Here is a 16,264-nt window from a genome sequence, read left to right on the forward strand (position 1 = left end):
ATGAAAAAATTATCATATTTATTTTTAGGTTCAGCCCTGTTCTTCAGCAGCTGTAATACCTTGCTAGATAGACCTGAGTTAAACGCCATGGTGGACTCAGAGTCTACCTACTGGAGAAATGAAAATGACCTACGTCTTTTTGCAAATGACTTTTATACCAACTTCTTTGTTGGCTATAACTCCAGCTTCGGGACAGCTTATACGCCGTTAACTGGATATAACTTTTCCGATGATTTAACTTCCGAAAACCAACAGTTAGCCCTGTTGTCAAGCTTGCCTACGAATTCCGGCGGTTCTACAAGTACGGCCGTGGCATCTTTACGTGCTGAACACCCAGGTCCAAACTGGAACTTCGCATGGATCAGAAAAGCCAACTTAATGTTGAACCGTATCGAAAACTTTGCGAAACCAAAGTTGACAGAAGATGAATACAAGCACTGGTCATCAGTTGCTCGTTTCTTTAGAGCTTATGAATATAGCCGTTTGGTAAGTAATTTTGGTGATGTTCCTTATTATGGCGATGTCGTTGACCCGACCAATATGGATGAACAGTACAAAGACCGTACACCTCGTGCTGAGGTGATGGACCATGTGTATGATGACTTCAAATATGTGTTGGCAAACATGCGTGATAATGATGGTGTAAGCAATCTGAATAGATATGTTGCAGCCACGTTGATGTCCAACATGATGTTATTTGAAGGGTCTTGGCAACATTACCACAACCTAGATAAAACTAGGGCTAAGAAATACTTGGAACTGGCTCGTGATGCGGCACAATACGTAATGGAATCAGGTAAGTATTCTTTCGGATCCGATTTCAAGAGCTTGTTTGCATCAGAAAGCTTAGCTGGAAACCCTGAGGTAATTTTCTTCAGAGCTTATGACGACGCATTGGCAATCAGACATGCTGTAGCTTCTTATAGCAACGGTACTGAAAACCAACCACGTTCAGCAAACTTAAACCTGATCGAAGCTTTCATCTGTAACGATGGCAAGACTTTCCAAAACTCTGGAGTAGCCAATGCTAAAAACTTCAGGTTACAGGAATTGGTAAAAACTCGTGACCCTCGTTTCGAAGCTACTTTTATGGATACGGTAAATGCACCTGCTGTTGGTACTTTAGTTTATGCCCATAAATTTGCTGGTAGAGAGGCTTTAGATTTCTTGAACTCTGGAAAAGCATATCCTGCGAAATGGAGTTCAAATACCAATACCAATGATGCACCTGTAGCTCGTTACGCTGAGGTGGTATTAAACTGGGTAGAGGCAAAACAGATCTTAGCAGAAAACTATGGTGGAGCTGCGGTTACTCAAGGTGACCTGGATAAATCCATCAATGCAATCCGTAAGAGACCATTGGATGCTGTTGCGGTAGCTAAAGGAGTTAAACAAACAGAACCTTTGATGCTTGGAGCTATTCCTGCAGATCCTAATAAAGATGCGGATGTATCTCCACTTATGTGGGAAATCCGTCGCGAGCGTCGTATGGAATTTGTATTCGAATATGCTCGTATCCAAGATATCCGTCGTTGGAAAAAATTGGAAACCCTTAACTTTAATAATGATACCTATAAATTAGGTTCATGGGTTATCGGCGTAAAAGATTTTGGCGACAAGAAAAACCCTGGAAAAATCTTAAGCGCTTTCGTAAAAAGATTACAGGTTAAAAAAGCAGATGGTACCATCGTAACTTACAATGGCAGCAATGATGCTGAAATGGAAGGATACTATGTGGTTAGAAATTTCACTAACCGTTTACCTGTCCTGCCTAAAAACTACCTTTCTCCAGTAAGTATTGGACTGATCCAAGCTTACCAAGACCAAGGTTATACATTGACCCAAACACCGGGTTGGAATTAATGAAAATTTTAAGCAAAAGGTCAAGCAATTGACCTTTTGCTCTATATTTAAGCTATGAGAAGACTATTATTTTTGCTGTTCCTATTACCATTAAACCTATTTTCTCAGACTTTCAAATTTGCTCAAGTAACCGATACCCATGTTGGTGGTGCTACAGGAGCTGATGATTTACGCAGGACGGTTCTGGACTTAAATCAGCAGCAAGGCATTGACTTCGTGATCCTGTCGGGGGATGTCACCGAGTTTGGTTCCGATGAGGAACTGGCCTTGGCAAAACAGATTTTGGATAGTCTGAACTTACCACTATATGTCATTCCGGGAAACCATGACAGCAACTGGTCAGAAAGTGGTGCGAACTCTTTCCGTAAGGTTTTTGGTGCTGAAACTTTCTTTTTCGAACATAATGGCGTTCAGTTTATAGGAACTACTTCGGGGCCTAATATGCGTATGAGTCCGGGGCAAATTCCAAGGGAGAACCTGGTATGGATGGATTCGATCTTTAAGGCTCATCCTGATCAACAAAAACCCTTGATCGCCATTAACCATTACCCTTTGGATTCTTCATTGAACAATTGGTATGAAAATATTGATCGCATCAAAACCAAAAACGTACAATTGGCGCTATGTGGTCATGGCCACATCAATAAACTGTATGATTGGGAGGGAATCCCTGGCGTAATGGCCAGATCTAATCTGCGTGCAAAGGATGCAGTAGGTGGATATAATATTATCACGGTTTCTTCCGATTCGGTGTTTTTCCAGGTCAGAAGGCCTCTTTTTATTACCGAAGATTATTGGCTGAAACTGCCGCTTAAACCTGTCTCTCCAGACGTGGCTCAAGGTGTAAAAAGACCAAACTACGCATTGAATGCAAACAGCCAAGCGAAAGTGCTTTGGGAATATGAAGACCATGGTGATATCGGTGCCGGTATTACGGCCGATAAAAAATGGATGTACACTGCCAATACGGTAGGTGAGGTTTATGCATTGGATCTGAAAACAGGAAAGAAGCAATGGACCTTCAAAACTGCTGGAAAAGTATATTCTACCCCGGCAGTACATAAAGGAGTGGTAGTGGTCGGTTCATCAGACCATTTTATTTATGGCATAAATGCCAAAACTGGAAAAGAACTTTGGAAACTGCAGGCTGATAAAGCAGTGCTTGGTTCGCCAGTGGTAAAAAATGGAAAAGCCTATATCGGCGCATCAGATGGAATCTTCCGTTGTATAGATGTGAAAACCGGAAAGTTAATCTGGAGCTTTAATGAGGTGCAAGGCTATGTTTCGACTTTGCCAACCTTAGCTGATAATAAAGTAATTTTTGGAAGTTGGAAAAACGGTTTCTATGCGCTAGATCAAAAGACAGGTCAGTTAGTTTGGAAATGGGACAACGGCCATACCAATAGGATGTTTTCTGCGGCAGCCTGTTATCCAGTAGTGGAAAACAATCGTGTTTTCATCGTCGCTCCGGACCGCTTTATGACAGCGATCGATCTAAAGACAGGCCAAACCATTTGGCGTGAAAAGAAAGATGAATACCGTGTAAGGGAGTCGATGGGTATTTCAAAAGATAGAAAGCTAGTCCTGGCAAAGACCATGGACGGAGAATTGATCGGAGTGCCGGTTACTGCCGATAAAATGGATGTTAATTGGAAGGCCGAAATAAAATTACCATATGAATTAGCTCCAACTGCAATTTATACCAATTCAAAATATATATTTGTACCTAGCGACAAGGGATTATTGTCTGCTGTTGAACCTAAAACCGGAAAAACAGCTTGGCAATACAAGATTTCCAATGGTATGATCAATCCGCCACTCGTGCTGAAAGACAGAGTTGTTGTCAGTACTATGGACGGAAAAATCGTAATGCTAACCTACTAAACCGAGAATAATGAATAGAGTACTTTCCTTGTTTATTTTCCTTCTTTGTGCTTTTCAGGCCTTTTCACAAGAGAATTCCTGGATCAGGATAAACCAATTAGGCTATCTTCCTGATAATAAAAAAGTTGCTGTATGGGTAACTAAAGGAGATAAAGGGATCAAGAAATTTAGTTTAATCGATAAAAACAATAATAAAGCCGTTTTTACGGCCAAGACAGGTAAACAATTTGGCCAATATGGACCCTTCCAATTAGGTTACAGGTTGGATTTCAGTAAGTTCAACAAAAAGGGCGAATATTACCTTCTGGCCGATGATGGTACAAAGTCTCCAAGTTTTAAGATCAATGCAGATGTCTATAAAGGCACCGCCGATTTTACCTTGAGGTACATGCGTCAGCAAAGGACGCTATTTAATCCATTCCTTCAAGATTCTTGCCATACTCATGATGGGTTTACCATGTATGCCAGTTCCGTTGGTATGCCTGATAGCACTCGTGTAGAAGTGGCGGGCGGATGGCATGATGCTTCTGATTATTTGCAGTATGCCACCACATCGGCAAATGCTACCTATCATTTATTGGCAGCTTATCGCGATTTTCCATCCGTATTTACCGATGAGAAACAAGCAAACGGACTGGATGGTAAAAACGGAATTGCTGATGTTTTGGATGAAGCTATCTGGGGATTAGATTGGTTGGTGAAAATGCATCCCAAACCCAATATCATGTTCAACCAGATTGCAGATGACCGTGATCATACTGCCATGCGCTTGCCGGGCCAAGACTCAGTTTATGGAAGAGGCCATGAAAGACCGGTATATTTTATCGATGGTAATCCGCAGCAAAGAGGAAAATTCATGAACAATACCACAGGGACAAGTTCCACTGCTGCAAAATTTGTGAGCGCCTTTGGTTTGGGTCATCAATTACTTAAAGATCAGAACGCTGATTATGCTTCAATCTTAAAGGAAAAGGCAGGTACGGCTTATCAATACGCATATATCAAACCAGGGGTAACCCAGACTGTTTCGGTCAAATCACCTTATATTTATGCTGAAGATAACTGGGTGGACGATATGGAATTGGCTGAAGCCACCATGTTCAACCTGAACCAAAACCAGGAACATATCCAAAAAGCAATGGACTTTGCCAGACAGGAAAAAGTAACTCCTTGGATGGTAAGGGATACCGCAAACCACTATCAATATTATCCTTTCATTAACCTCGGCCATTTTGAATTGGCAAAATCAGTGGATGGCAAGGTGAAGAAAGAAGCCCTAGGCTATTATAAGGAAGGTATCGAGGAAGTAAATGCTCGTGCTAAGGACAACATGTTCTATCGCGGAGTTCCTTTTATTTGGTGCAGTAACAATTTGACAACCTCATTTGCTATCCAATGCTTATGGTATCGTGAAGCTTCTGGGGACAAGCAATTCCAAGAATTGGAACAAGCTAATATAGATTGGTTATTCGGTGTTAATCCTTGGGGGACCAGTATGGTTTATGGATTACCTGCACATGGTGATACACCAACCGAGCCACATTCGTCGTTTACATATTTACACAACTACCCAATCGATGGGGGATTGGTGGATGGACCGGTATATTCCGCGATCTATAATAACCTGATCGGCATTCAATTGTACAAGCCGGATGTGTATGCTCCATTCCAAAGTGATTTGGTGGTTTACCATGATGATTTTGGTGATTATAGCACGAATGAGCCAACCATGGATGGAACAGCTTCGTTGATCTATCTGTTGTCGGCAAAAGAGAGTGAATCAAAAAAAAAAGAATAACGGATTCTCAAGGCGCCATCATCAGGGGCGATACCAGTAAAAGGCAGGTTAGCTTGATTTTTACAGGCGATGAATTCAGGGAAGGACTGCAAACAGTTGCAGAAACACTCGATAAAGAAAAAGTGAAAGGGAGCTTCTTTGTTACAGGAAGATTTCTGGAAGATCAGAAATCCGCAAAGTTGCTGAACAAATTATATCGTCAAGGACATTATGTTGGTCCACATTCTGACCAGCACCTGTTGTATGCACCTTGGGAGAACAGGGATAGCCTTTTGCTATCTAAAGTGGAGTTTGTCAACGATTTACAGGCCAATCTGGATAAGCTTCATGCGATTGGTATCAAGAAAATGGACAAATTTGTTGCTCCGTATGAATGGTACAATAAGCAAATTGCAGCCTGGACGAAGGAATTGGGCATGGACCTGTATAATTTTACTCCAGGTTTAAGAACAGCGGCAGATTACACGTATCCAGAAATGGGAGCGCGGTATTTGTCCACTGAAGCGATTCTGAAACAATTGGCTGAGTATGAAGAGAGCAAGGGCCTCAATGGATTCCAAATTATTGTCCATCTTGGTACTGACCCTAAAAGAGAAGATAAATTATTTAATCAATTAGAAAGATTGATTGATTTATTGAAGAATAAAAATTATAAATTCGTCCCACTCGACGAGATATAAAATTAACATGCGTGTTTTTGCGTTTTTTAGCAAAAAGTCGCATATTTACGAAAAGTTATTGAATGTATTGCAAATGCTGAAGGCTATGATCAACACAACGGAGAAAGATTCCAACTATCAAGACCTAGATAAGATGTCGGTTCTTGAGATCCTGACTAATATTAATAATGAAGATAAAACAGTGCCGTTGGCAGTTGAAAAGGTTATTCCTCAAATTGATGCCTTAGTGAAGGTCGTTGCTGACCGTATGAAGGCTGGTGGGCGTCTGTTCTATATCGGTGCAGGGACTTCGGGTCGTTTGGGTATCTTGGATGCATCTGAATGCCCGCCTACTTACGGTGTGCCCTTTGATTGGGTGATCGGATTGATCGCTGGTGGCGATACGGCTATCCGTAAAGCGGTGGAGTTTGCTGAAGATGATGTTGAACAAGCTTGGAAAGATTTAGAAGAATATGCGATCAATGAAAATGACTTTGTCCTTGGTATCGCCGCTTCTGGAACCACTCCTTACGTTATTGGCGGACTTGATAAAGCGAATGAGTTAGGGATTGCAACCGGATGTTTGGTTTGTAATGGAAACTCACCGATTGCAGCCCGTGCAAAATATCCTATTGAAGTTATCGTAGGCCCTGAATTCGTTACGGGTTCTACTCGTATGAAAGCTGGAACTGCTCAAAAATTGGTGTTAAACATGATCAGTACTGCTGTCATGATCCAATTAGGCAGAGTTAAGGGAAATAAAATGATCGATATGCAGCTCTCTAATCATAAATTGGTAGGAAGAGGGGTTCGTATGGTGATGGCAGAAACCGGAACTGACGAAGAGACTGCAACTGCACTGATCGAAGAGTTCGGAAATGTTCGAAAGGCTATCGATAATTTTAACCTTAATAAATAAAATTTAGATCTACCTATGTCACCAATTATCCTGCTAACTTTTATCGTGGTTTATTTTGGGCTTCTTTTGGCTGTAGCTTATTTTACATCCAGAAATTCCTCCGATAACTCCACGTTCTTTGTCGCGAACAGAAATGCCAAATGGTACATGGTTGCCTTCGGTATGATCGGAACCGCCCTATCGGGAGTTACCTTTATTTCAGTTCCCGGTGATGTGGGCAACACGCCCGCAGGCCTGAGCGACCCCAATAATTTCAGTTATTTTCAGTTTGTCCTTGGGAATGCCATAGGCTTCATTATCATCGCCTATGTCTTGCTTCCGCTTTATTACCGCATGAACCTAACGTCCATATATACTTATTTGGAAGAACGTTTAGGTCACAAAAGTTACAAGGCCGGAGCTATGATCTTTTTGATCTCCAGGACTATCGGATCTGCATTTAGATTGTACCTAGTTGCCATCGTATTGCAGCGCTATATTTTCGATGCTTGGAATGTACCATTCATCCTAACTGTGGCAGTCTGTCTTATTTTAATTTGGCTGTACACCAATAAGGGCGGATTAAAAACGATTATTATTACCGATACTTTACAGACGACTTTCCTATTATTGGCCGTTGTCCTGTCTATTTATTTTATGGCAGATGGCTTGGGCTGGACCGTTACAGAGGCATTTGAAAAGGTTAAGGAAAGCACCTATTCCAAAGTATTTATCTGGGAGAACCTATTGGGCGACCCTAGGAATATCTGGAAACATGTGATCGGCGGTATCTTCGTGACCATTGCCATGACAGGTCTTGACCAAGATTTAATGCAGAAAAACCTGAGCATGAAAACCATCAAGGAAGCACAGACCAACATGATGACCTTTACAGGTATCTTCGTGGTGATCAATCTATTCTTCCTAGCGGTGGGTGCTTTGTTGTATTTCTATGCTGATGCAAACGGAATCAATATCGCTGACCTGGGCAAATCGGATTATCTGTATCCAGAAATCGCTTTGAGACACCTGTCTATCGTACCGGGAATTATCTTTATGATGGGATTGACAGCAGCGACATTCGCAACAACAGATTCTGCATTGACAGCCTTGACCACTTCTTATTGTGTGGATTTCTTGAACTTCAATAAAAAGGAAAACCCTAATGATCCAAAATTGGTCAAACAACGTAACTATGTGCACTTTGCATTCTCGATCGTTATGTTATTGGTTATTTTGTTGTTCCATGTCATCAACGATGAGTCGGTCGTATCAGCCATCTTTAAGATTGCTGGATACACTTACGGTCCATTGTTAGGCCTGTTCTCTTTCGGTATCTTGACCAAGATGCGGGTCAAAGATAACCTTGTGCCTTACATCTGTGTCGTTTCACCGATATTGATGTACTTGTTGACGACCTATCTATTACCACTGACTGAATATAAAATCGGCTTCGAGCTGATCGTTTATAATGGCTTAACTACCTTTATCTTGTTATGGTTAACTTCTCCAGGAAAAGTTAGAAAACCCATGACTGCTGTAAAGTAAGCCTATTCCTTTGATTTGTGTGTGCAAAAAAATAACAGTAAGTTTGATTAACTAGTTTTTTTGCACACATGTATCAAATGATTGAAGAATCTATCCAATCTATCCGTCGTAAAATCGGCGATTTCACCCCAGAATTCGGAATTATCTTAGGCACAGGCCTTGGAAAACTTGTAGAGGAAATTGAAGTGGAATTTCAGATGATGTATTCCAATATTCCCAATTTCCCAATCTCTACCGTTGAATTCCATACCGGAAAATTGATCTTTGGAACCCTCAATGGGCGTAAGGTGGTAGCCATGCAAGGTAGACTCCATTATTATGAAGGTTACAGCATGCAGGAAATCACTTTCCCTGTTCGCGTGATGAAAGGCTTAGGGATCCAAAAATTATTCGTATCCAATGCTTCAGGTTCCTTGAACCCTGATATCCGAAAAGGTGATATCGGTATTATTGAAGATCATATCAACTTACTTCCCGATAATCCATTACGGGGAACGAACGATGAGGACCTGGGGCCCCGTTTCCCTGACATGAGCCAGCCTTATAATTTCCAGATGATCGAACAAGGCATGGAGATCGCCAATAATCTAGGTTTCAGAACCCATAAAGTGGTGTATGTCTCCGCTCCGGGACCAAATCTTGAAACCCGTGCCGAATACCGCTACATGCGTATTATCGGAGGAGATATCGTCGGAATGAGTACGGTTCCTGAAGTGATCGTTGCCAATCATATGGGATTACCTGTTTTTGCCATCTCCGTAGTGACAGATGAAGGTTTCCATCCGAATCTAAGACCGGTATCGCTTCAGGAAATAGTGGAAGTGGCCGCAAAGGCAGAACCAAAAATGACAAGTATTTTAAAAGAATTGATCGCATTGCAATAATTTTGGTTTTTTGCGCTATTTTTGAGGGCATAAATTTTGTACCGTTCCTGATTTGAGTATGCTAAGAAGGTTATTGTTTGTATTGTTGTTGTTTAGCCTTGTTCCTAAACTATACGCCCAGACTGAAGAGGAGTTCAGTTCTGCATTGGATTCTGCGCGTAATGCAGAGGATAATAAGAAAGATTCAGTCATCTTCACGGCTAAATACGTAAGGTTTACCAACCTGAAAACAATGAAGCGGGGAACAAAGACCTTTCAGATCGATACTTCCCATGTCAATTTCCAATATTACAATAAACAGAACCTTCCTTGGGATCCTTCAATCAACCTAGGGTCCTATGGTTTGGCGACTCGAGACTTGTTGTTCAACCCGAACAAGACCATTGGTTTTCAATCCGGCTATCATGCCATGGAACGATATATCCTGCATCCGGATTCTGTCCAATATTACCGTGCTCGTGCTCGTTATTCAGAATTATATGCTGTAGGTTTCTTCTTTGATGATCAGGTTTTCCGAGCTAAATTGGCGCAGAATATTAATCCCCACCTGAATATTGGTGCGGAATACCATGCTACCAATACCGACGGATTTTATAATAACCAACAATATAGTGACCGAAAAGGGGCTGTATTTGCCTGGTACGAATCGCCTAGCAAGAGGTACAACCTCCTTTCAAACTTTACGTTCAACACCTTAGACGCGACCGAGAACGGTTCGGTAAGGAACGATACCTTATTCAGGGATACTTCCAGCAATACTTCGCCATCTCGTTATCCCGTGAAATTGGATGGGATACAGTCAAACCGCCCTTATAATAAATGGAAAGATCTGGGCTTCTTTATCAGGCAATCCTATTTTATGGGAAGGATCGACACGGTCAGTGGCAATGGTCCAGACGCCGAAATCCATCCAACGAATGTTATTGCCCATAACTCCAGTATCAGGCAACAGAAGTTTATCTTCTTCAAGAATCAGGCGGACCTCTATAATGCCCTACCTTTCAACAATCTGGTAAGGGTAGAGGACACAACAAAAATTACAACCATTTCGAACGATTTTACCTATAGTTTCTATCTCCGAGGGAAAAGCCTCAAGAATGAAGCTAAGGTCGAACTGGGCTTCCAAAATGACCTGATATGGTATGCAGACAGTGTGTTGAATAAGTTTTACCAGAACTCCATGGTAAAGGGAGCTGTCGGCTATAAGTTTTCCGATAAAGTTGACGTCAATTTTACCGCCAACCAAATTGTGGTAGGCCGAAACTTTGGGGATTTCCTTTATGAGGCCTATGCCGACATACATTTGAACGAAACCTTAGGAAAATTAAGGATCGGTGCCTATTCCCAGAATAAATCGCCCGAAATGATATTCCAAAATGCCAACCTTTCTTACCATTCCTGGAAAGAGGAAGACCTTAATCTGAATAAGATCAAGACCCAAAACCTTTCCTTTCAATACGCAAATGATAAGTTGGGATTCAACGGAAAGCTGGAGTATTTCTTGATCAATAACTATACTTATTTTCAGGAAGTTCCAAATCCTGACAACAATATATTGGGTGCGAGGAATATCCTGCCAACCCAAGAGGGAAACCTTAATCTCTTGAAACTGACCGTCGGCCAGAATTTCAAGTTCCGTAGGTTCCACTTAGATAACCGCGTGGTTTACCAAAAGTCCGATGCGATGGACATCCTGGCGACGCCAGAGCTGTACACATGGCACAGTTTCTACTATGCGAACAAGCTGTACAATGTCATGGACTTTAGATTGGGTATGGATGTACGTTTCAATACCCCATTCCGTACACCTTCTTATTCCATCAACTCCGGACAGTTCTATAATGACAACGTAGGGATCGAGTTCTCAACTTACCCTATCGCCGATCTTTGGTTCACTGGAAACATCGATCGTGTCAATCTTTTCTTAAGCTATAACTTCGTCAACCAACATGTGTACCCTAATGGGTATTACAGCGTAAGACGTTATCCTATGGCGCCTGCAAACCTAAGGTTTGGGGTATCCTGGAAGTTCTATGATTAGTGGTTTTTAGTATTTAGTAGAGAGTATTTAGTATTTAGACTTGGTGAAAATTCTTGCCAGGGAGGGGAGTTTTTGTGTGGATTACAGGTGAAATCTTGTAAAAGTGCGTAGTTTTTTGAGAGGATTTTTGGCGATGGGCTTTGAGTATTATTCGAGGCATGTTCGGGACATATTGCGAAAATTCCGAATGTGTCTCGAATGAGGTCAGGATTATTGCTGTGAGGATTTTTTGATTATGGTCTAATCACAAGCCATGGTGTTGAATTCGATCTGCAATTGGGTTGACCCTTTTTCGTCAACAGTTAGCCATTGATAGTTTTTAAGGGTATATGCATTGCCACCATCAATTGAAACCCATTCATCTATACCTTTTGCGCCGTTTTTTAAGTCCCCTCTCGTCGTGAGGCCAATTGGAGCTAGATATTTTCTGTCATGTACCAGGACTTTGCATTTAGAGCTTTTAATTGCTTCTGATGCTTGGACACTAGAATAAAATTTAGCTTTTGTTAGTGCAGGTAAAACAGAGCTTATTTTTGAAGGAGACATTGAAGTTGCGCATGAGGTTATTAAAATAATAATACCCATTACTAATAGGTTTTTCATATTGAGATTTTTTGAGATTGTAAATATAACGTTTTAAAATCTTAAAAAATCCTATTGGTTTAATAATTAATAAATAGGAAATAATAATTATCAAAACATAGGTTTATAGCATTTTTGATTCTGAACGATCAGTAAAGAATATGTACGGTTCTTCTCTATATGGGCGTGTCATTCTGTACTGAAGGTACAGGGACTGTTCGCTAATACAATCATGGTCTGCATAGTTCCGAGACCTTTCGTTCCTCAAGGTGACACAGGAAAAGGGAGCTTTGTGGCATCGGAGGATGTCCCGAAGAGTATCGGAATAACCCTTTCTTGCTATGAAATAGTTTCCTCATCTTACGATTTCGGAATGACCACAATTTCCTAAAAAAACAAGAAATAGATTCTTCGCGTTGCTCTGAATCCCTCTTTATCGCTCTCTGATTCTGAACGATCAGTGAAGAATCTGTACGGTTCTCCTCTATACGGGCGTGTCATTCTGTACCGCAGGTACAGGAACTGTTCGCTAATACAATCAGGATTCGCATGGTTCTGAGACCTTTCGTTCCTACCAATGACAAGTTTGTTAAATCTTTGTTTCTAGGTATTTAGCCCGCAAATTTATTTTTCTGATTTATTTCTCTTTTGGCGAACTACTGCCCTGGAAGGGCAGAATTATTTTAGAATTGGTATTGAACTATAAAGGGTTAATGCAAAAACGATGTTCGATTAATCGAACATCGTTTTTGCGCTACTTTCAGGCTAACGTACCATACCAGCTAAAATAATGGAACCCCAAAAGGGGTTCTATATTTAAAAAATAAAAGAGCTAATTGATTTTCATTGCCAATTACTGTCATCAACTTCCAATAAATTTAGTCCAAATTTTTACTTCTCAGGGTGGCACAAGGAAAAGAGAGCGTATTTGTGGCCTATTGTCCAATGAGACAACATTATTTTAGCTGGATGGTTTGAGACCAAATAGGGTAAAGCAAAAAAGCATCAAGAAATTGATGCTTTTCTTTCGGTAGTGGAGGCTACTGGATTCGAACCAGTGACCACTTCCGACTATAAGTCGGAATGCTCTGAACCAGCATCGCGTATGAGTTTTTCGATAAGCTTCTTGCTTTTCCACCCTTTTATTTCTTTTTCTCTTCTCATGGCTTCATTTTTTTGATTGAATGATTCTACATGGACTATAATCCAATCATTGGCTCGGTTTGTAAATCCCTTGCTTTTTGAGTTATGTCGTCGTAACCTGTCTGTAATGTCTTGAGTAAATCCGATATAATATCGGTCTAGAGAAGGAGAGTAAATAATGTACACTGTATACATTAGAGAAAATTGTAGTATAAATTCCTTAAACGCAAAAAATGATCACTTATTTGATGCTTTTCTTTCGGTAGTGGAGGCTACTGGATTCGAACCAGTGACCACTTCCGACTTTAGGTCGGAATGCTCTGAACCAGCTTCACCGCCCTGGAAAAACATCCATTTAGTACCTTTAAACGCAAAAAAGCATCAATTTCTTGATGCTTTTCTTTCGGTAGTGGAGGCTACTGGATTCGAACCAGTGACCACTTCCGACTTTAGGTCGGAATGCTCTGAACCAGCTTCACCGCCCTGGAAAAACATCCATTTAGTACCTTTAAACGCAAAAAAGCATCAATTTCTTGATGCTTTTCTTTCGGTAGTGGAGGCTACTGGATTCGAACCAGTGACCCTCTGCTTGTAAGGCAGATGCTCTGAACCAGCTGAGCTAAGCCTCCTTTTTATTGACCATTTCCGATTTGACATCGGAATGCTCTGAATGACTGAGCTTGGTCTTTTTTGGTGGAGAATACTGGATTCGAACCAGTGACCCTCTGCTTGTAAGGCAGATGCTCTGAACCAGCTGAGCTAATTCTCCTTTTCCGTGTTGCGGTGTGCAAATATAGGGGTTAATTCTGATTTACAAAATATTTTATGGATATTTTTTGTGGGTGAATTGGCAAATTATTCAAAGCCAAATAATTAATTTGATTTTTAGTGTGGCGTCTTGGATACTGTACGGTCAGAAAGATAGTGGGAAAGTCCATTGAAGCCTGCTATTGCAAGAAAGAATAGATTCTTTCCATGTAATAGGCCTCGTCTAAAGACCTGACCAATTCAGTCATTTCAAAGTGGTTGAAGGAAAAATTGATTCCCGAATAGGGGCTGTTCAATAAGATCCGTTCTCGGCCATCTGGAAATGATACGGGGCTGCTTTCGGCATAGATATCCTTCACGATCCTTCGGAACATGATAAAATCTTCTTTGCTGAAGTTGATGAGGATATTATTGAAACAAAGGTGTATGATATTCTGACCCTCTGGCATACTGATGAAGCCTTGGTCATTTTTGGAGAGAATTCTTAGGCGACAGTTGTCCATATATAGCCAATCCCGTTTTTTATTTGTGCCTGCGTTACCCGCATGCCTATCTTCATGCGGGTAAACAGGACTTCTGTATAATTGAAACTGTTTTCTTTGCTGGAGTAAAAGTAGGTATTATTTAGAATGATTATAAATAATAGTTCCTTTATGACATTGGGATTATATATTGTCGCCTGAGTTAAAAAAAACGTCAGGATTTCTACTGTAATAGCCGTGTCTACAGTTCTCTGATGACGATATTTCGGAAACCAACAGAGTCTGTATGATTTTGGAATGCTATCTTTCCTTTAGGGTATGTCGCAAACGCTGGATAGTTTTTCATGTTGCTATTGGCAATCTTTTGTTTGAATGCAGGGGTATTGATGCTATCTTGAAAGGTGATCTTGTCGTTTAGCCAAAAGGTTACCTGTCCATCCTGCTGTTTGATCTTGGCTTTGTTCCATTCGCCGAAAGGATTGGGCTTGGAGTTGCTGCCGATACATTCCACTGAATAGAGACAGCCTGCCCAATGCGTGGAATCTACCTGATGCCTTGGTTCGGCATTGGCATTGTCAAGGAGTTGCATTTCTAGTCCAGTTGCAAAGGTGGCTGCGTAGGTACTATCCTCGCGAACATTGATGAATACACCACTGTTTCCTCCTTTTTTGACCTTCCATTCGAAGTCCAGTTCAAAGTCTTGGTATTCTTTGTCGCTGATCAAGTCGCCGAATTCTCCATTGCCCTTCGGGTCACAGATTAATTCGCCATTGTCGACTTTCCATTTGGAATCCATATTTCCACGGTTGTAGACATGCCATCCGGTCAAGTCCTTTGCATTGAAAAATGCACTGGAATCTGTAGTTTCTGGATTTTCTTTTACGGTTGAGGATTGGTTACAGGAAGCTAATGCTAAGGAAAGGATAAGTGCAACGGATTTGATAGGGTTGGTCGACATAGTTGTTGATTTTTAAAATTTTACAAAGGACTAAATGTAAAAAGAAAAATCAAGAAAATTTTGGGAGGACCCTAGAGAATAGCTTGTATAAAGAAAATATGACAGTGGAACCTAAAAAGCAGCTGGGCTTAGAAGCGTTCGATTTCGTCGATCTGTTCCATGATAAACTTCAATGATATGGGGTCTTGAAACTCTTCCTCTGAATTCAATTCGTTTTGGATCAGTGGAATGTGAATCTTTAAGGGCAAGACGTGCATGCGCATATAGTTGCATACACCAGTGAAGTGGTCCACGCCACGGATATTTCCATATTTTCCAGTTGATACCCCGACCAGAGCGGCCTTTTTGTGATAGAAAGAGGCAGGGAATGCGCAGGCATCTATAAACACCTTTAAGATTCCCGGGTAGGAGCCATTGTATTCTGGGATGATAAACACGAATTTTTTAGCTGCAGACACTTTTTCCTGGATCTCGGCAAAGGCTTCGCTGCGTTTTCCATATAGATCCGTATCAATGATATCATGGGGAAGATCCTCAAGGGAAAGTATCTCAAACTCTTCGCCCCTTTTTGACAATTCCTTTTGATAAAATTTTGCAACTTTTAATGAGTTGGAACGTTTTCTATTTGTGCCTGAGATAATTAAATTCATTGTTTGATGTTACATGTAAAAAGCAATAGCGTTCGGTATCAATACCTAAATCTATTTTTCGTATCTTAGCATCCTGACTTGGTAGAATGAGATTCGCTTCAAAATT

The 16,264-nt window shown here is 41.0% G+C and carries 13 protein-coding genes and 2 tRNA genes; 8 read left to right on the top strand and 7 right to left on the bottom strand.

What is annotated here, in order from left to right; translation table 11 throughout:
* The 8 genes from NMK93_RS01245 to NMK93_RS01280 all read left to right on the top strand — a co-directional run bounded on the left by NMK93_RS01245 (position 1) and on the right by NMK93_RS01280 (position 11,575).
* A complete protein-coding gene (locus NMK93_RS01245) occupies positions 1-1,863 on the top strand; it encodes a RagB/SusD family nutrient uptake outer membrane protein (protein ID WP_254526600.1) in 1,863 nt (620 codons plus the stop codon).
* Positions 1,864-1,917: 54 nt separating this feature from the next.
* A complete protein-coding gene (locus NMK93_RS01250; protein ID WP_254526599.1) occupies positions 1,918-3,747 on the top strand; it encodes a PQQ-binding-like beta-propeller repeat protein in 1,830 nt (609 codons plus the stop codon).
* Positions 3,748-3,757: 10 nt separating this feature from the next.
* Positions 3,758-5,545: a glycoside hydrolase family 9 protein gene (locus tag NMK93_RS01255; RefSeq protein ID WP_254526598.1), complete on the top strand. Its 1,788-nt coding sequence runs from the start codon at positions 3,758-3,760 to the stop codon at positions 5,543-5,545.
* Positions 5,546-5,598: 53 nt separating this feature from the next.
* Positions 5,599-6,225 (top strand): polysaccharide deacetylase family protein, encoded by a 627-nt coding sequence (locus tag NMK93_RS01260; protein WP_237219452.1) that lies wholly within the window; start codon positions 5,599-5,601, stop codon positions 6,223-6,225.
* Positions 6,226-6,310: 85 nt separating this feature from the next.
* Complete coding sequence (murQ, locus tag NMK93_RS01265) at positions 6,311-7,123, top strand: N-acetylmuramic acid 6-phosphate etherase (RefSeq protein ID WP_254526931.1); 813 nt, start codon at positions 6,311-6,313, stop codon at positions 7,121-7,123.
* 15 nt (positions 7,124-7,138) lie between these two features.
* Positions 7,139-8,650, top strand: coding sequence for a sodium:solute symporter (locus NMK93_RS01270; RefSeq protein ID WP_185212983.1), 1,512 nt, complete (start codon positions 7,139-7,141; stop codon positions 8,648-8,650).
* A gap of 68 nt (positions 8,651-8,718) precedes the next feature.
* The gene (locus tag NMK93_RS01275) at positions 8,719-9,534 is read left to right on the top strand and encodes a purine-nucleoside phosphorylase (RefSeq protein WP_185212984.1); all 816 of its coding nucleotides are present in this window, start codon (positions 8,719-8,721) and stop codon (positions 9,532-9,534) included.
* Between the two features lie 58 nt (positions 9,535-9,592).
* On the top strand, positions 9,593-11,575 hold the full coding sequence (locus NMK93_RS01280; protein ID WP_254526597.1) for a putative porin: 1,983 nt from the start codon (positions 9,593-9,595) through the stop codon (positions 11,573-11,575).
* Positions 11,576-11,815: 240 nt separating this feature from the next.
* Here NMK93_RS01280 and NMK93_RS01285 read toward each other — a convergent pair whose 3' ends face one another.
* The 7 genes from NMK93_RS01285 to NMK93_RS01315 form a co-directional block, all read right to left on the bottom strand.
* Positions 11,816-12,178, bottom strand: a complete 363-nt coding sequence (locus NMK93_RS01285; protein WP_254526596.1) for a hypothetical protein — start codon at positions 12,176-12,178, stop codon at positions 11,816-11,818.
* 1,050 nt (positions 12,179-13,228) lie between these two features.
* Complete coding sequence (locus NMK93_RS01290) at positions 13,229-13,495, bottom strand: GIY-YIG nuclease family protein (protein WP_185214507.1); 267 nt, start codon at positions 13,493-13,495, stop codon at positions 13,229-13,231.
* Between the two features lie 359 nt (positions 13,496-13,854).
* Positions 13,855-13,929: transfer RNA gene (locus NMK93_RS01295), tRNA-Val, on the bottom strand.
* 62 nt (positions 13,930-13,991) lie between these two features.
* Positions 13,992-14,069: transfer RNA gene (locus NMK93_RS01300), tRNA-Val, on the bottom strand.
* Positions 14,070-14,247: 178 nt separating this feature from the next.
* On the bottom strand, positions 14,248-14,571 hold the full coding sequence (locus NMK93_RS01305) for a DUF6686 family protein (protein ID WP_185215839.1): 324 nt from the start codon (positions 14,569-14,571) through the stop codon (positions 14,248-14,250).
* Between the two features lie 220 nt (positions 14,572-14,791).
* Positions 14,792-15,508: a DUF1080 domain-containing protein gene (locus NMK93_RS01310; RefSeq protein ID WP_254526595.1), complete on the bottom strand. Its 717-nt coding sequence runs from the start codon at positions 15,506-15,508 to the stop codon at positions 14,792-14,794.
* Between the two features lie 128 nt (positions 15,509-15,636).
* On the bottom strand, positions 15,637-16,158 hold the full coding sequence (locus NMK93_RS01315) for an NADPH-dependent FMN reductase (RefSeq protein ID WP_185211409.1): 522 nt from the start codon (positions 16,156-16,158) through the stop codon (positions 15,637-15,639).
* Positions 16,159-16,264 lie beyond the last annotated feature (106 nt).

Origin of the sequence: Sphingobacterium sp. LZ7M1 (assembly GCF_024296865.1) — a bacterium.
Lineage (GTDB): Bacteria > Bacteroidota > Bacteroidia > Sphingobacteriales > Sphingobacteriaceae > Sphingobacterium.